This is a genomic window from Bacillus sp. PS95 (assembly GCF_037963565.1).
Classification (GTDB): domain Bacteria; phylum Bacillota; class Bacilli; order Bacillales; family Bacillaceae; genus Bacillus; species Bacillus subtilis.
In genome coordinates, this window is the sequence record NZ_CP150160.1 from 2289999 (window position 1) to 2305815 (window position 15817).

General features: G+C 42.7%; 20 protein-coding genes. 1 reads left to right on the forward strand and 19 read right to left on the reverse strand.

The window, feature by feature from the left end; translation table 11 throughout:
- Positions 1-13: 13 nt before the first annotated feature.
- From hepT to NSQ12_RS11725, 14 genes are all read right to left on the reverse strand, one after another.
- Complete coding sequence (gene hepT, locus NSQ12_RS11660) at positions 14-976, reverse strand: heptaprenyl diphosphate synthase component II (RefSeq protein WP_003246013.1); 963 nt, start codon at positions 974-976, stop codon at positions 14-16.
- Positions 977-1001: 25 nt separating this feature from the next.
- Entirely contained in the window at positions 1002-1703 is a 702-nt protein-coding gene (gene menG, locus NSQ12_RS11665) for a demethylmenaquinone methyltransferase (protein ID WP_003230580.1), read from the reverse strand.
- Between the two features lie 6 nt (positions 1704-1709).
- Positions 1710-2465: a heptaprenyl diphosphate synthase component 1 gene (gene hepS, locus NSQ12_RS11670; RefSeq protein ID WP_076458061.1), complete on the reverse strand. Its 756-nt coding sequence runs from the start codon at positions 2463-2465 to the stop codon at positions 1710-1712.
- A gap of 163 nt (positions 2466-2628) precedes the next feature.
- Positions 2629-2856, reverse strand: coding sequence for a trp RNA-binding attenuation protein MtrB (gene mtrB, locus NSQ12_RS11675; protein WP_003230576.1), 228 nt, complete (start codon positions 2854-2856; stop codon positions 2629-2631).
- 21 nt (positions 2857-2877) lie between these two features.
- Positions 2878-3450, reverse strand: a complete 573-nt coding sequence (folE, locus tag NSQ12_RS11680; protein ID WP_003225516.1) for a GTP cyclohydrolase I FolE — start codon at positions 3448-3450, stop codon at positions 2878-2880.
- Positions 3451-3637: 187 nt separating this feature from the next.
- Positions 3638-3916: a non-specific DNA-binding protein Hbs gene (gene hbs, locus NSQ12_RS11685; RefSeq protein WP_003153447.1), complete on the reverse strand. Its 279-nt coding sequence runs from the start codon at positions 3914-3916 to the stop codon at positions 3638-3640.
- A 373-nt stretch (positions 3917-4289) separates the two neighbouring features.
- On the reverse strand, positions 4290-5768 hold the full coding sequence (spoIVA, locus tag NSQ12_RS11690; protein WP_003230572.1) for a stage IV sporulation protein A: 1479 nt from the start codon (positions 5766-5768) through the stop codon (positions 4290-4292).
- A 180-nt stretch (positions 5769-5948) separates the two neighbouring features.
- On the reverse strand, positions 5949-6683 hold the full coding sequence (locus NSQ12_RS11695; protein ID WP_262119395.1) for a hypothetical protein: 735 nt from the start codon (positions 6681-6683) through the stop codon (positions 5949-5951).
- Between the two features lie 21 nt (positions 6684-6704).
- A complete protein-coding gene (locus NSQ12_RS11700; RefSeq protein ID WP_004399143.1) occupies positions 6705-6908 on the reverse strand; it encodes a DUF2768 domain-containing protein in 204 nt (67 codons plus the stop codon).
- A gap of 338 nt (positions 6909-7246) precedes the next feature.
- A complete protein-coding gene (locus tag NSQ12_RS11705) occupies positions 7247-8284 on the reverse strand; it encodes an NAD(P)H-dependent glycerol-3-phosphate dehydrogenase (RefSeq protein ID WP_038427783.1) in 1038 nt (345 codons plus the stop codon).
- A gap of 17 nt (positions 8285-8301) precedes the next feature.
- Positions 8302-9612: a ribosome-associated GTPase EngA gene (engA, locus tag NSQ12_RS11710; protein ID WP_339174781.1), complete on the reverse strand. Its 1311-nt coding sequence runs from the start codon at positions 9610-9612 to the stop codon at positions 8302-8304.
- 153 nt (positions 9613-9765) lie between these two features.
- Positions 9766-9960, reverse strand: a complete 195-nt coding sequence (locus tag NSQ12_RS11715; protein ID WP_014480135.1) for a hypothetical protein — start codon at positions 9958-9960, stop codon at positions 9766-9768.
- A complete protein-coding gene (locus tag NSQ12_RS11720) occupies positions 9957-10850 on the reverse strand; it encodes a YIEGIA family protein (protein ID WP_003230562.1) in 894 nt (297 codons plus the stop codon). The genes NSQ12_RS11715 and NSQ12_RS11720 overlap by 4 nt, the downstream gene beginning before the upstream one ends.
- Positions 10847-11446 (reverse strand): hypothetical protein, encoded by a 600-nt coding sequence (locus NSQ12_RS11725; protein ID WP_003230560.1) that lies wholly within the window; start codon positions 11444-11446, stop codon positions 10847-10849. The genes NSQ12_RS11720 and NSQ12_RS11725 overlap by 4 nt, the downstream gene beginning before the upstream one ends.
- Positions 11447-11523: 77 nt before the next feature.
- Between NSQ12_RS11725 and NSQ12_RS11730 the strand changes: the two genes are divergently transcribed.
- A complete protein-coding gene (locus NSQ12_RS11730; protein WP_003225499.1) occupies positions 11524-11655 on the forward strand; it encodes a YpzI family protein in 132 nt (43 codons plus the stop codon).
- A 42-nt stretch (positions 11656-11697) separates the two neighbouring features.
- Here NSQ12_RS11730 and fni read toward each other — a convergent pair whose 3' ends face one another.
- The 5 genes from fni to dgrA form a co-directional block, all read right to left on the reverse strand.
- The gene (gene fni / locus NSQ12_RS11735; protein ID WP_032722383.1) at positions 11698-12747 is read right to left on the reverse strand and encodes a type 2 isopentenyl-diphosphate Delta-isomerase; all 1050 of its coding nucleotides are present in this window, start codon (positions 12745-12747) and stop codon (positions 11698-11700) included.
- A 12-nt stretch (positions 12748-12759) separates the two neighbouring features.
- Positions 12760-13908, reverse strand: a complete 1149-nt coding sequence (gene rpsA / locus NSQ12_RS11740; RefSeq protein WP_014477197.1) for a 30S ribosomal protein S1 — start codon at positions 13906-13908, stop codon at positions 12760-12762.
- 232 nt (positions 13909-14140) lie between these two features.
- A complete protein-coding gene (gene cmk / locus NSQ12_RS11745; protein WP_003230555.1) occupies positions 14141-14815 on the reverse strand; it encodes a (d)CMP kinase in 675 nt (224 codons plus the stop codon).
- Positions 14816-14893: 78 nt separating this feature from the next.
- A complete protein-coding gene (locus NSQ12_RS11750) occupies positions 14894-15070 on the reverse strand; it encodes a YpfB family protein (protein WP_003230553.1) in 177 nt (58 codons plus the stop codon).
- A 44-nt stretch (positions 15071-15114) separates the two neighbouring features.
- Positions 15115-15768 carry a cyclic di-GMP receptor DgrA gene (dgrA, locus tag NSQ12_RS11755; protein WP_003230551.1) on the reverse strand — a complete coding sequence of 218 codons (654 nt, stop codon included), beginning with the start codon at positions 15766-15768 and terminating at the stop codon, positions 15115-15117.
- Positions 15769-15817 lie beyond the last annotated feature (49 nt).

Here is a 15817-nt window from a genome sequence, read left to right on the forward strand (position 1 = left end):
AATATCTACAAAATTAAAATTTTCTTTTACCGATATATTTTGCGATGGCTGCAAGAGACGAGCGTGCGCGCCCTCGAGGAAGCGTGTTTAATTTCTGAAAAGCTTTCTGCAGATACATTTCGCTTACTGCCATAGATGCTTCAATTGCATCTGTTTTTTTGATTTCTTCAATGATTGGTTCAAGCTGCTCCTGCGTTGTCTCACTGTTAATCAATTTAAGCTGGTTTTTTAATGCAGGATTTTTCAGGGCATACAGCACTGGCAATGTGACGTTTCCTTGAAGCAAATCTCCTCCAACGGGTTTACCCAGCTCTTCTTCAGTTGAAGTAAAATCAAGAATATCATCAATAATCTGATAAGACATGCCGACGTAATACCCAAACCAGTACAATGCCTTATGAATCTTCTCATCAGCTCCAGACGCAATAGCACCGAGCTGGCAGCTGACCGCGATCAAGAGAGCCGTTTTTCTTTTGATACGGCGGAGATACGTTCTGAGATTTTGTTCCATGTTGTATTTGTCTTTGATCTGCTCAATTTCCCCTAGACAAACTTCAACGATCGTCTGTGACAAAATCCTATGGGCTTTCGGTTCGTTAATTCTCGTCATCATTTCAAGAGATCCCGCAAGCATATAATCGCCTGTGTACATCGCAATACGATTGTCCCACTTTGCTTTGATTGTCGGTTTTCCTCGGCGAAGCTCCGCATCATCAATGACATCATCATGAACCAAAGATGCCATGTGAATCATTTCCAGAGTGACGGCGACATATTTAATCTTATTAATATCGTAATCGCCAAACATGCCGGAAAGCAGCACGAAAACAGGACGAATACGTTTCCCTCCGGCCTGCAGCAGGTGAAGACCTGCCTCGCTTAAAAGCGGGTAATCGGAACGTACGGTTTGTTCAAGTTCTCTTTCGATTACATCAATATCGTCATTTAAAAAAGAGTAGGCCATTTTAAATTTCATATCATTCACCCAAACATCTGTGTTTTCATTTCCATCCGATATGCGTGGCAGCGACTCCGCCAGTAAACGAATGATATTTAACATTTTTCAGGCCCGCCTCTTCAAACAGGCCTGCCAGTTCCTTCATTCCAGGGAAATCTCTGGCTGATTCTTGAAGCCAAGAATATTCTTTATAGCTCTTCGCAAACAGTTTCCCGAAAAACGGCATAATATACTTAAAGTACATAAAGTAAGCCTGTCTGAATCCGAACATTTCCGGCTGGGACGTTTCCAGACATACCACCTGCCCGCCTGGCTTCACTACACGTCTCATCTCTTTTAGTACAGTCAAGTAATCAGGGACATTGCGGAGTCCGAAGCCAATGGTGACATAATCAAATGTATCATCATCAAAAGGAAGCTCCATCGCATTTCCGTGCAGCAGTTCAATTTGGCTGAATCCGCCGTCTTTTACTTTCTGCTCGCCGACACTCAGCATATTTTCACTGAAATCCAAGCCCTTGATCTCGCCGCTTTTGCCGGCCGCTTTTGCAAGAGCGATCGTCCAGTCAGCCGTTCCGCAGCAGACATCAAGTGCTTTTGCGCCTTCTTTTACATTCATGATGCGCATCGTTTTGTCGCGCCATTTTTTATGCTGCTGAAAACTGATGACAGAGTTCATTTGGTCATAGTTTTTATATATTTTTTCAAATACTCCGTGTACGCGCTGTTCTTTTGAGTCCTGCATAATGGTTTACCCTTCTTCCACTTTCTGATGATAGGTTTGATCTTGGCTGATTGTCTTCAGACGGTTTATTAAAATGTTCTGAATAGGTGAATTTAGAGGCAGAAGTGACTCAATGCTGTTTTTCGCTTTTTTAAAACAATCTTCTAATATCTCTTCTTTTGTTTTTCCCAGCTGTATAAAACTGCCGATCACATCCAGAAATGCATCATTTCCGTTCATAAGCCGCTTAAATACAAAAAAATCACTCGACAGCTTTTTCCAGCGCGGAAGGTTGAAGTGTTCCGCCACACGATGGAATAAAGCTGATTCAACGATGCCGACACTTTCGAAAAAATCGTTTTCGTCCTTGAAAGAACGGTCATACAGACGAATTTTATGTTCGTTGATTTCTTTAATTGCTGTAGCAAGCGTCCGAATCATGTAGATATCCTTCATTTCAGATAGTAAAGAGTAGTACAGCCCGCTGAAATAATCGCCCGCGAGAACAGTCAATTGGCGGTTTTTGTTTTCGTCTCGTTTTATGACTCTAGCTGTCGTCACTTCATCATGGGTATCAAGGGCGCTTTGTACAAGCATCGCTGTTACAATATAATTTTCTCTGTCTTTGTTTTTTATGTCAGCTTCTTCAAATAAAGCATGAAAAAGAAGAAGCTTATCCTCATCAATTTTCGGCGCGGAAATATGCTTCGCTAAATAAGGATGAGACAGCTTTTGTTTTAATTTCGTGTTCAGATTGGCTAAAGTTCCGTAGATGTCTTGCAAAAATATCACCCTTGTCCCCAAATTCACATTTATTTCTTAATCTATGTATGAGTTTTATCTTTTCATTCGCTTACGCAGGTATCATTATAGCATAAAAAAAAGAAATTGGCTGTATCCTCCCGCTGTTTGCGAGCATTTGCTTTTAACAGCGGGGACAGCCAGCTTATTTTTTTTCGCTTTTCATTTCTCCGTACGCGGTTTGAATCAGTGCCTCTCCTCTGACTTTAATGGCAGAAGTATGCTCTGTAAACTGAGCGATGATCACTTCTCCCTTGTCGAGTTTTTCGGAATGGTGAAACTTTGTGTCTGTTCCTCTTGTCAGGCCGATCACATTCACTCCGTCCTCAACGGCTTTAATGACGACAAAATCACTTGAATGCTTTTGGTTCATTTATAGCACCCTCTATCTTTATTAGTCCTGGCGTTTAATATGTTCCAATACTTCTGCACGGGCAGCGGCATCATCTTTAAAAACGCCTCTGACTGCTGAAGTCACAGTTTTCGCACCCGGTTTTCTTACACCGCGCATCGTCATGCACATGTGTTCCGCTTCAACCACTACCATTACGCCATGCGGATCAAGCGTTTCTACGATGCTTTCTGCAATTGTAGAAGTGATGCGTTCCTGAAGCTGCGGGCGCTTTGCAACGGCTTCAACGGCACGTGCCAGTTTGCTGAGTCCTGTGACCTTTCCGCCTCGCGGGATATATGCAACATGTGCTTTTCCATAAAAGGGAACAAGGTGATGCTCACACATAGAATGAAACGCGATATCTTTTACAAGAACAAGCTCCTCATGGTTTTCACCGAAGATAGTCTGGAAATGTTCTTTTGGATCTTCATTCAAGCCGGAGAATACTTCGGCATACATCTTTGCGACTCTTTTCGGAGTATCAAGAAGCCCTTCTCTATTCGGGTCTTCTCCGATCGCTTCTAAAATTTGACGAACAGCTTGTTCGATTTGCTCTTTATTAACTTCTTTCATGTTCTATGTCCTCCACCAATGAATACATTTAATTTCGATTCTAGCACATATGCCCCGCTAAAAGCAAAGTGAATGCCCTGTCAGGAAGCCCATGCTCTTGAAATATGAAAAGCCCCTTAGAAAGGGGCTTTTCTGTGAAGAAATAAAGTGTATGTAAGCTAGATGCATACACGATCTATATTCACAATTATTTTCCGGCAACTGCGTCTTTAAGCGCTTTACCTGGTTTGAAAGCAGGTACTTTGCTTGCTGGAATTTCGATTTCTTCACCTGTTTGAGGGTTGCGTCCTTTACGTGCAGAACGTTCACGCACCTCGAAGTTACCAAAACCGATCAGTTGGATTTTATCACCGTTTTTAAGTGCATCTAAGATCGTATCAAAAACAGAGTCAACTGCTTTTGTAGCGTCTTTTTTAGACAATTCGCTTGCTTCTGCAACCGCATTGATAAGTTCTGTTTTGTTCATGCCTTTCACCTCCTCCCAAAAGGATACATTCAGTTCGTTTATTATCATTTCTTCACAGTTCAGTCTGATTCTAAACCTGTCTCAGAAAAAAATGAGAGCAAGTAAGAGAAAGACAATTAAACGGCTTTTTAAGAAAAACTGCACTCTGAGGAATGTTTGTCCAACAAAGTGAAGAATTTCTGTATGTAGAGTAACACATATAAAAAGCCATATCAAGCATTTTAAAGCGTCAATCCCTTGCTCGTCAAGGATTTAAGGTGATTTACCGAACGAATATTCCTTTTTTTCCTTTTTTCATCCTATTCCTTGATCCTTTTCCATTATTAAGAGCAAAGAAAAAAGACCTCCCATTCTATAAAGAGGTCTACCGGTATTACAGGATGATGGCGATTAAGCCGCCAGAGCCTTCGTTTATGATTCTTTCTAATGTTTCTTTTAATTTATACCGTGCGTTTTCAGGCATCAATGACAGCTTTGCCTGAATCCCTTCTCTCACAATTGAGCTCAGCGACCTTCCGAAGATATCGGAATTCCAGATGGAGAGCGGATCATCCTCAAAGTCCTGCATTAAATAGCGTACAAGCTCTTCACTTTGTTTTTCCGTTCCGATAATCGGGGCGAATTCGCTTTCGACATCGACTTTGATCATATGGATCGACGGAGCGACAGCTTTCAGCCTCACACCGAATCGCGAGCCCTGCCTTATAATTTCCGGCTCATCGAGACTCATATCAGCTAAAGCAGGCGCTGCAATGCCGTATCCCGTCTGTTTGACCATTTTTAAGGCATCAGACACTTGATCATATTCTGTTTTCGCATGGGCGAAGTCTTGCATGAGCTCAAGCAGATGGTCTCTTCCTCTGATTTCGACGCCCACAACTTCTTTTAGGATTTGATCATATAGATGATCAGGCGCGTACAAATCAATTTCTGCCACCCCTTGGCCCAGCTCAATTCCGGCTAATCCGGCACTTTCAATGAATTCAAACTCGCTGAATTGGCCGACAACCCTGTCTACGTCCCGGAGCCGTTTAATATCCTTAACCGTTTCCTTCACGGACTCCTGATAGCTTTCACGCAGCCAATGGTTTTCTTTCAGCACCATTACCCAGCTTGGGAGATTGACATTCACTTCTAGCACCGGAAACTCGTAGAGGGCCTCTCTGAGCACACTCAGCACATCTGATTCCCGCATGCTCTCTACACTCATTGCCAATACCGGGATATCATATTTTTCGCTTAAATCCTGGCGCATGGCTTCCGTTTCCGGGTGATACGGCCTGACTGAGTTGATGACCATAATAAAAGGTTTGCCAACCTCTTTCAGCTCTTCAATGACTCTTTCTTCAGCCTCTATATAGTCACTTCTGGCGATATCTCCAATGGTGCCGTCTGTCGTAATGACAACTCCGATGGTCGAGTGTTCTTGAATGACTTTTCGTGTGCCGATTTCAGCAGCCTCATGAAATGGGATCGGTTCTTCGTACCAAGGCGTATTGATCATCCGCGGCCCGTTTTCATCTTCATATCCTTTAGCGCCGGGCACTGTGTAACCTACACAATCTACTAATCTTATATTCACATCGAGTCCGTCTGACACATGAACAGACATCGCCTGATTCGGAACAAATTTAGGCTCTGTAGTCATAATGGTTTTGCCGGCTGCGCTCTGCGGCAGTTCATCCTGCGCTCGGGCCCGGTCTGCTTCGTTACTGATATTCGGGAGCACCACAAGCTCCATAAATTTTTTAATGAACGTGGATTTTCCTGTACGGACAGCACCTACGACTCCTAAGTATATATCGCCTCCTGTTCGTTCAGCGATATCCTTGAAAATATCGACCTTTTCCAAGTGATCCCCTCCCGGACTTCCTATCCTTTTCAATTTTATTAAGCTCTTTCAATCAAACACAGGACACTATATGTGTATGACGTTGTCCTATTTGAATATGACATCTTTAGAAAATTTCTCATCCTCAATCTATTAATATAAAAAAACCTTTCTCCCTATTTGTATGCAAGGGAGAAAGGTTCATTCCTTTTTCATATCATTTTCTAAAAAAACAGGTTCCTGTTTGTCATTTACCGTATATTTTACAGAAAACGCGGGGACAAAGGGGGTTTCCTGCCAAATCATATCCTGGATTTCAGTCCCGGGTTTAAACGTTTTCTTGCTCTTTTTGAGGCAAGCAGCCAGTTCAGTCCGGTAATCGGCATATATTTCTCCGTCTCCGTCAATCATAAGCGGCAAGGAATTCCCTGAGATTGGGCTTGTCACTGTAAGAGAGCTTCCATCCCCAAGCTTCTTCTCATCGAGTGTAAATAAATCACGAGATAGCACATCCTTGTAAGGCGGATATTGATGCTCCTGACGGTACATTTGGATGCGCAATTTCACATCGCGAATTTTTTCTGCCATCTTTAGATCAATTAATTTAACAGTCGGATCGTTCTCTACGTCAACAAGCACGTATTGATAGTCTCCCCCGCTTTCAAATGCCGTACTTGGAGGTTCAGCTATGTATCTTGGCGCTAACCGGTTAAAGTCTATCGGATATTTTTGATATAGCGGTGTCGACATATCTTTGGTTTGAATGGGAAGCAGCCCTCCATTTGCCTTTTGAAATTCATCAACAGCAGATTGAACCTGCTTTAGCTGGTCTTGATAAGGAATGGCATGCACACTGCTTTTCCGTTCATTTGGATATAAACATCCGGATAAAAACACGACTGCCGCAAAAATGATTGCGCACTTCAGTTTACCCATACAGCACTTCCTTTTACAGCTTTATTCATTGACAGGGCCGCTAAAAACCACGACAAACACAATAATTCCAGATATGAGCATACACATGTATGCGAATGATGAAATCGCAATCTTCAAAAAACGGTTTTGGCACTTAAAGCGGCTTAAATAGATGGAAGCTACAGCCAAAAACATCAGACCCATGGACCCTAGAGCAAACCACATTTTCATCAATGCCAGATTCAATGACGTGCGCCTCCCCGATATGTATGATGTAAGCGTTATATTATATTTTAATATACAGCGCCGGAAAAGATCAACCAGATTTTCCATCCTTTGATAGAACAAAAAAAACTGAAGCAAAGAGGGGGACCTTCGCTTCAGTCAACTTGACTATATTCACCTGCACGTTTAAGAAACACTCTCTTGGACTTCGATGCTATAGTATGCGACTTGGCATACAGATGCATCCTCTATTGCCTAAATCGGCAAAATGTTTCAGGAGATCCCAAGACTTGGGTGTTCTTCTGTTTTTCGGGCTTTCGTTCAATTAAGATATGCGTTCCACCATACGATTGATACTTTTACTTCACTTGATTTTCAAACGTATTTACCAAATCCTCCATCTCGTGAGTTTTCCCTCTCGCCATTAAAGATTCAACAGCGGTTTCCACTTTTTGTCCGTTGAACAGGACCTGATGGAGAGCTTCTGTAATCGGCATTTTAACATCATATTTCTTCGAAAGCTGGTAAGCCGCTTTCGTCGTGCGGACGCCTTCGACTACCATTCCCATCTCTTCAAGAACATCTTCAAGCTTGTACCCTTTTCCGAGCAAATTGCCCGCTCGCCAGTTTCTGGAATGAACACTTGTGCACGTCACAATCAGATCGCCTACTCCTGTCAATCCAGAGAACGTCAAAGGATTTCCGCCCATTTTCGTTCCGAGTCTCGCGATTTCGGCAAGTCCGCGTGTAATCAAAGCAGCTTTGGCATTGTCGCCGTACCCTAAACCATCTGTAATCCCTGCAGCAAGGGCAATAATATTCTTTAAAGCCCCTCCGATTTCAACTCCGATAATATCAGGATTTGTGTACACCCGAAAATTGTGATTAATAAATAGATCCTGCACCTCTTCTGCTGCCCTCATGCTCTTTGAAGATGCAGTAACAGTTGTGGGGTGCCGCAGCCCTACTTCTTCCGCATGACTCGGGCCAGAAAGAACAACGATATCTTTTCTGACATCACTCGGGATCTCAATTTCCATAATTTCAGAAATGCGCAGAAGTGAATCTGGCTCGATACCCTTGCTGACATGAACAAAGACTGCCTTTTTCGTTATAAAAGGGACAGCCTGTCTCAGCACTTCCCGAATTGCTTTTGTTGGAACAGCAACGATAATGAAATCCGCGTCTGAAACAGCTTCTTTCATATCCGTTGTTGCCTCTATAGATTCTGGAAGCTTGACGTTCGGCAAATAATCTTTATTTTCATGCTGATCATTGATTTGATGGATCAGATCTGCACGGTGCCCCCACATGGTTACATCGTGATGATTATCAGCTAACACTAAAGCCAGTGCTGTTCCCCAGCTCCCCGCTCCGAGCATTGTGACTTTTTTCATATTTGCTTCACACCTTTTTATTTTCTAGCTCTTGCAAATATTTTGATTGGTGTCCCCTCAAAACCGAACGCGTCTCTGATTCGGTTTTCTAAAAACCGTTCGTATGAAAAATGCATCAATTCCGGATCGTTTACAAACACAACGAAGCTTGGCGGCTTTACCGACACTTGAGTCGCATAGTAAATCTTCAAACGAGAACCGTTATGAGTCGGTGTCGGATTCATTGCCACAGCATCCATGATGACATCATTTAAGACGTTCGTCTGAACTCGAAGTGAATGATTTTCACTTGCTTTAATAATCGCAGGCATCAGCGTATGGATCCGTTTTTTCGTTAAGGCAGACATAAATAGGATTGGCGCATAATCCAGAAATTGAAAATGATCGCGAATATTTTCTTCAAATTCTTTCATTGTGCTCTCATCTTTGTCAACAGCATCCCATTTGTTTACGACGATTACGACGGCCTTGCCCGCTTCGTGTGCATAACCGGCGATACGCTTGTCCTGTTCAATAATGCCTTCTTCGCCATCCAGCACAACCGCCACGACTTCTGAGCGGTCAATCGCTTTCAGCGCCCGCAGCACACTATACTTCTCAGTCGTTTCATAGACTTTCCCTTTTTTTCGCATACCTGCAGTATCGACAATGACAAACTCCTGCTGGTTGTAAGTAAATGACGTATCAACAGCATCTCTTGTCGTTCCAGCCACGTTGCTGACAATAACGCGTTCTTCGCCGAGCATTGCGTTCACAAGTGAAGACTTTCCGACATTCGGACGTCCGATCAGACAGAATTGAACAACTTCCTCATTGTATTTCGTTTCTGGAATGTTTTTAAAATGCTCTGCAACGGCATCCAGTAAATCACCCAGTCCGAGTCCGTGTGTTCCCGAAATTGGATACGGCTCGCCAAAGCCTAGCGAATAAAAATCATAAATATTCGCTCTCATTTCTGTGTTATCCAGTTTATTAACCGCTAAAACAACAGGCTTTTTTGTGCGGTACAAAATTTTCGCCACTTCTTCATCAGCAGCTGTCACGCCTTCACGGCCGTTCACCATAAAAATAATCACGTCCGCTTCATCCATGGCGATTTCAGCCTGCTGGCGAATCTGCGCTAAGAACGGCTCATCACCGATATCAATACCGCCCGTATCAATCAAATTAAAATCATAATTCAGCCATCCAGCCGAGCTGTATATCCGATCCCTTGTCACGCCAGGGGTATCTTCTACTATTGAAATTCTTTCTCCCGCAATCCGGTTAAAGATTGTGGATTTTCCTACATTTGGTCTCCCGACAATGGCTACGACAGGTTTACCCATAGTACCCTTCCTTTCAATCCAGCCGCTTTCATTTTTACATAAATTTTCAACCGGTTATTAAAATCATTTCATTCACTTTTATGAAAAGAAACCCTTCAGAGGAAGGGCTTAACTCATTTATTATATCAGTTTTTACTGGGATCACAACTATTCTTAAAAATGTTTCACGATCAAATACACGTCATCTCCGATTCTGTGAGCTATTCCATCAAGGATCGCCTCAAGATTTTTAGCGAAAAGCTCCATCTCCTTTTGGTCATTGCAAAAAAAGACAGGTGCTCCCCCTGCAACCCGGTTTGGATTTGTCGTGATTACAGACAAAATCACTTTCGTAAGAGATTCACTCATCCTATCACCTTATCCTGATTCTTGATAAATTCAGTCGGCATTCTAATCGCATTTTCCAGGGTTGGAACATTGCTAATAATTTGAACAGCCGTTTCGGGATGGTGAATTTGCGGGAGAACAAATACTGCCACTCTCCCATCATTTAAATCCCGTTTTGCAATTGGTGTCAAAGATGGCTCTCCTGAATCCCGATAAACCCCGAGCACATTGGAAACATCAAATAAAATGGCCTGACGCTGCCCTAAATTTGCTATCGTCGCTGCTGAATTAAAGTTTTTCGGCGTCAAAATAAAGCCCATGCCATGCTTTAAAATCAGTTCCTGTTTCTCTGGAAGCCCGATATTCATCATATAAATATTATCAACAAACAGTCCCGGACCGTCAAAGCGCGGCTTTATGTACTCGATATCTACAATATCCTTCAACACACTGCCCGACATAAACTTCATGGCCAGTAAAAAACAAACGACAGCCGCTATGACTGCAGCCCAGATGGATAAAAACACATACGCAGAGGTTGTCAAAAGCGCTGTAAAGATCACAATATAATTTCTGCTTTCAAACGCAATGGCAATCCCCTCAATATATGTGCTTCCCCTTGAGACAAGTTCATACGAATCCATTTGCGTCAATGTGTTCCGCTCCATGTTTCGGACATCTCTAAATTGCGTCGCTGCCAATGTTAAAAATGTGATGGCCGTAAATTCCTCCTGCAAAAGCGCCGGCATAATAATTGCACCTAAACCAGCCGCTATCAACCCCAGTGCGATGTGAATCACTTTCCCATGAACATAGGTCGGATACTGGCGGTAATCCGTTTTCAGCATATAAAGCCTTGTCGCAATTCCGGCAATGACCCCAGCAATAATCGGATAGATGTAATCACTCATGACATTTTGGTAGCTCCTTTGTTTGATCTTTTGCTTTTCTGACCAATCTGGCTTGCGAGGTGTTCGTATTTAGATATGCCAAACAGCAATATCATCCCCGCAGAACACGCATTCAGCCATTGAAAGCCGCCGACAGCCATAGCCCCGGCCAACTTCTGGATCACAAATGAATACACCAGTTCGCCTTGGCACATCCCTAGGACAAATAAGACAAGCTGCTTCTCAAAATTCCTTTCAACAGAAGCTGTTAAAAGCACTATTAATATAACAGCAGCCCACTCAGGTTTTATGATGAACCAAACCGGGTCATATAATGCAAAAAGATAAACAAACGCATACGCGGCAACAAGCGTCAGATAGACCATGATGTAACGAAAACGATACATTCCCAAATACCCGGCATAGACACATCCGCAAACGAAAAACATCAAATATGCAGCATTCAGGGAAAAATATAAAGCGATGTCATGTATGCTTAGAATAATATTAGTTAAAATAAAGACAGAGACGGCAATTCGTCTTTTCGTCTTTTCAAAAATAAATGTTGTCAGAACCCACAGAAACCACATTGACCAATAGTAATAAAATTGTTCCATTTTACTTCCTCCATATTCCCAGTATGGAGTTCAAGCACATTTTTTAAACAATCGATCTCACATTAAGGAGTATGATCATGGGAAAAGACAGACAAGAGAAAAAACTCAAAGCTTCAGGCAGAGTCGAATCAGATCGCGACCAGTCCATTCACTATGACGGAGCGACAAGCCTTGAACAAAACGGAAGATTCAAAAAGCGAAAATCATAATACAAAAAGCCCAAACCACATATGGTTTTGGGCTTTTATCATTTATCGCACACTATAGCTTGATGTATTGACCCCTCTCTCTGTGAGCCAATGATGGGTTTCACCTTTGATCACAAGGGGCGCCTTTTGTAAATCGGCAATTGTTCTGGCACCCAGCACGGTCATAATCAACTTTAATTCCTCAAGGATCAGCTGAATCTCCTCAAGCAGTCCTTCCTCACCGCTGTCAGTCAGCGCTTTTAAAAAATGCCCTGCCATTCCGGTGCAAGAGGCCCCCAGCGCAATTGCCTTTGCCACGTCAAGCGCATCTTGCAGACCGCCAGAGGCGATCATGGTGCTTGCAGGAAACTCAGAGCGGATTTCCGCCAAACTTGCAGCTGTCGAAATGCCCCACGAATTAAAAAAGGAGATTTGCCGCTGTCTTCGGAGATTTTCGATTTTCGAGAAATTTGTTCCCCCGTAACCGCCAATGTCAACAGCTGCAGCACCAGCTTCATACAGCTTTCCTGCTGATGCTTTGCTCATACCGAAGCCGACTTCTTTCACAATGACCGGTACACTGACCCGGCTGCAAATTTGTTCAATGCGTTTCAATGCGCCGCTAAAGCTTCTGTCCCCTTCAGGCATCACAATTTCCTGAATCACATTGAGGTGGATCTGCAGTGCGTTTGCTCCAATCATCTCAACGGCTTCCTTTGCCTGAGCAGCCGTTGCCTCGCTTCCCAGGTTGGCAAAAATCAGCCCGTTTGGGTTTTCCTTTCGAACAATTTCATAGGAAAGACGCTCTGATGGATCTTTTAATGCTGACATTTGCGATCCCACAGCAAGGGGAATTCCAGCCTGAGAAGCCGCTCGCGCAAGCGATTTATTAATCTCATATGTAAGTTTTCCGCCGCCGCCAGTCATTGCATTGATAAAAATCGGCGAACTGCTTGAAAGTTCGCCGATTTTTGTGGAAATATCTACTTGTTCTAATGCAAGATCGGGCAGACTGACGTGAACAAACGTAATATCATCAAGACCTGTTTCCCGCTTCTGGCCGGTGGACAAGGCATGATTGATGTGTTGTCTTTTTCGTTCTGCTCGAGTCACGTTTATCACCAATTATTTTAGTTTATTCAGCTTATCTCCGATCAGATCTCCAAGCTGGAAGCCAGTGCTTGTTTCTTCCTTCGCTTGATATTGACGGTAATCTTCCTGGTCAGCTTTAGGCGTTTCTTCAAGTTCACGCATGCTTAATGAAATGCGCTCCTCATTTTCATTCACATCAAGAACCTTCACTTTTACAGTCTGTCCTTCTTCAAGGACTTCATGCGGCGTGCCGATGTGTTTATTGGAAATTTGAGAAATATGAACGAGACCTTCAACACCTGGAAGGATTTCAACAAAGGCACCGAAGCTTACAAGACGCTGTACAGTTCCTTCAAGCACATCGCCAGGCTTCACTTTTTCGCCGATTTGGCTCCAAGGTCCAGGCAGTGTATCTTTGATCGATAAAGAAATACGTTCATTATCACGGTCAACCGATAACACTTTCACTTTTACTTCTTGTCCCTCTTCAACAACGTCAGACGGCTTCTCTACATGAGAGTGGGAAAGCTGTGAAATGTGTACAAGTCCGTCGATGCCGCCAATATCAACAAACGCGCCAAAGTCAGTCAGGCGCTGTACTTTGCCATCAAGTACACTTCCAACTTCAAGAGACTGAAGAAGTTCTTGTTTTTTATTCGCTTGTTCACTTTCAACAACAGCACGGTGTGAAAGGATCACGCGGTTTTTATCACGGTCAAGCTCTACAACGAGCAGTGACAGTGTTTTTCCTTTATAGTCAGTGAAGTCTTCAACGAAATGTGCTTCAACAAGTGATGCCGGAATAAAACCGCGAACGCCGATATCAACGACAAGGCCGCCTTTCACGACATCTTTCACTTCAGCTTCAAACACTTCTTTTGTTTCAAATTTTTTCTCAAGGTCTTCCCAAGCGCGGTCTGCATCAACAGCACGTTTAGATAAAATCAAAGCATCGTCTTCCACTTTTGTTACTTTCAGGTCAAGCTCGTCGTCTACTTTAACAACATCCGATGCTTTCTCTACATGAAGACTTGATAATTCACTGATTGGAATAATACCGGATTGTTTGACATTGATAATTTCTACATCTACATGTTTGTCTTCTACCTTTGTCACAATCCCTTTAACTACATCTCCAACCTCTGGCACTTGAACATCAATTTGATTCATTTCCTCTGTCATTTGAATAACCTCCTTGGTCCAAACCTACACAGCTTAATTAAAACGGTTTGAAAGCTGAACATATAACATGCCCGCTTTTAGCCGAATATGTATTAAAGAATCATCCAAAAAAGTTTTTTGAATGATCAATAAAAAGTTTTATTAGTATTAACTTCTAATAAAAGGACAGGTTTGTCAAGCAATAACATTCTATCTTCGTTGAAAAATTCAAAAAAAGTGGCATTTGCCATCCTCAGCGGGACTTTTGCTCCACAGCCTCGAGGATTTTATCAGCTACCTCTTGAATGGAAAGCGATGTCGTGTCGATTTCAAGAGCGTCTTCTGCTTTACGCAGCGGAGATACTTCGCGCTCTGAATCAAGCTTGTCTCTTCTTGCAATTTCCTCAATTAATGTTTCGTAGTTGACATCAAAGCCTTTTTTCACATTTTCTTCATAACGGCGTTTCGCTCTCTCTTCCACAGATGCCAAAAGAAAGATTTTTACTTCTGCATTTGGCAGCACATGCGTCCCGATGTCACGACCATCCATGACGACGCCGCCTTTTTCCCCAAGCTGCTGCTGGCGTTTCACCATTTCTTCTCTGACACTTCTGTGCTTGGCCGCAATTGAAACTTGGTTGCTGATTTCATCTGTTCTGATCGCCTCAGTTACATCGGTGCCGTTTACAAACACTTTTTGTCCATCTTTTGTTGTAATCAGCTCAATGTCTGTCCGCTTTAGCAGCTCAGCCAGTTTTTCTTCATCTGTCAGATCAACGTTTTCCTGTAAAGCCGCGTACGTAATCGCCCGATACATCGCTCCTGTATCAATATATATGTACGATTTTTTCTCAGCCACAATTTTGGCAACGGTGCTTTTCCCCGCAGCTGCCGGGCCGTCGATTGCAATCGATAATTTCTTTTCCATAATTCCTCTCCTTGCTCTTTTCTCCTCTATGGATTGTATCACGAACTTTATGAAAAAGGGTGAAAAATTGATGAATAATTAATGTTTGAAGGTTTCAATCCTATTGTTTTCCTCCATTTTATCCACCCCTTCATATTGAATCACTTTTGATACGTATGGTTCAATATGCTGATAGTGAAAAAGAAATTGGACACCAAGTAAAATGATGGCCTGAATGAACAATAATTTGATCAGCAGCCGTTCAAATGTTTTCATTGGAGCACCTCCATTACAAATAGTATGGAAGTGTTTGCCGATGTTTATTCCATTCGGGCCTTTCTTCTCTTATTTAACTGGCGCCTGATGCAGTATTGAAGCAAAGCCTGCTGGTCACCTGCTGCAATTTCTGAATACTCTAAAGTCATTTTTCGTTTTTCTGACTTGGGGTCATTAAAGATTCGTCTGACAACTGCTTCTGTTTCTATTTGACGTGTGTGCTCCTCTTCAGGAAGACGGATGATCAGGCGCAATGATTCCCCCGATTGAAAAGAAAGGCCATCAGCTAAAACCACGGCGATGCCGCCTGCACTGATGTTATAGGATAGTGTGCGGATCTCTTCTTCATTTCCCGGCTGAATTTGCACATCTAATACCGCATCAGTTCTTACATATTGGCGGCGCTGGATTCTTTTCATTTTTTCACGGGGAGGCATTTCAAGACAGATCATTTGAAGTTTGTCCTTCACTTTACCTTTTATACGGCTTATAAAGCGATAAGGAACTTCGTCTTTTCCCACAAACTCTACCGTTACTTCCATATCGTTATGTAAAATCACAGTTCGCCCTGTAACTACATCAACAGGATACGCGATCAAAAGTTCATTGTTTTCGATGCTGACCGCCTTGCTTTTTGCCTTTTTCAATTCATTTTCTTCTATATATTCTAAAAGTACATTTTCTCCAATCTCTATCATTGACTTCACTCTTTCGCATTCAATATACTCACGTTTTTATTAAAGCACG

Bases quoted from the DNA above. Each gene is read 5' to 3' on its own strand.
- hepT (WP_003246013.1), bottom strand. From the start codon at position 976: ATGAAATTTAAAATGGCCTACTCTTTTTTAAATGACGATATTGATGTA.
- menG (WP_003230580.1), bottom strand. From the start codon at position 1,703: ATGCAGGACTCAAAAGAACAGCGCGTACACGGAGTATTTGAAAAAATA.
- mtrB (WP_003230576.1), bottom strand. From the start codon at position 2,856: ATGAACCAAAAGCATTCAAGTGATTTTGTCGTCATTAAAGCCGTTGAG.
- folE (WP_003225516.1), bottom strand. From the start codon at position 3,450: ATGAAAGAAGTTAATAAAGAGCAAATCGAACAAGCTGTTCGTCAAATT.
- hbs (WP_003153447.1), bottom strand. From the start codon at position 3,916: ATGAACAAAACAGAACTTATCAATGCGGTTGCAGAAGCAAGCGAATTG.
- NSQ12_RS11695 (WP_262119395.1), bottom strand. From the start codon at position 6,683: ATGGGTAAACTGAAGTGCGCAATCATTTTTGCGGCAGTCGTGTTTTTA.
- NSQ12_RS11705 (WP_038427783.1), bottom strand. From the start codon at position 8,284: ATGAAAAAAGTCACAATGCTCGGAGCGGGGAGCTGGGGAACAGCACTG.
- engA (WP_339174781.1), bottom strand. From the start codon at position 9,612: ATGGGTAAACCTGTCGTAGCCATTGTCGGGAGACCAAATGTAGGAAAA.
- NSQ12_RS11715 (WP_014480135.1), bottom strand. From the start codon at position 9,960: ATGAGTGAATCTCTTACGAAAGTGATTTTGTCTGTAATCACGACAAAT.
- NSQ12_RS11720 (WP_003230562.1), bottom strand. From the start codon at position 10,850: ATGAGTGATTACATCTATCCGATTATTGCTGGGGTCATTGCCGGAATT.
- NSQ12_RS11725 (WP_003230560.1), bottom strand. From the start codon at position 11,446: ATGGAACAATTTTATTACTATTGGTCAATGTGGTTTCTGTGGGTTCTG.
- NSQ12_RS11730 (WP_003225499.1), top strand. From the start codon at position 11,524: ATGGGAAAAGACAGACAAGAGAAAAAACTCAAAGCTTCAGGCAGAGTC.
- rpsA (WP_014477197.1), bottom strand. From the start codon at position 13,908: ATGACAGAGGAAATGAATCAAATTGATGTTCAAGTGCCAGAGGTTGGA.
- cmk (WP_003230555.1), bottom strand. From the start codon at position 14,815: ATGGAAAAGAAATTATCGATTGCAATCGACGGCCCGGCAGCTGCGGGG.
- NSQ12_RS11750 (WP_003230553.1), bottom strand. From the start codon at position 15,070: ATGAAAACATTTGAACGGCTGCTGATCAAATTATTGTTCATTCAGGCC.
- dgrA (WP_003230551.1), bottom strand. From the start codon at position 15,768: ATGATAGAGATTGGAGAAAATGTACTTTTAGAATATATAGAAGAAAAT.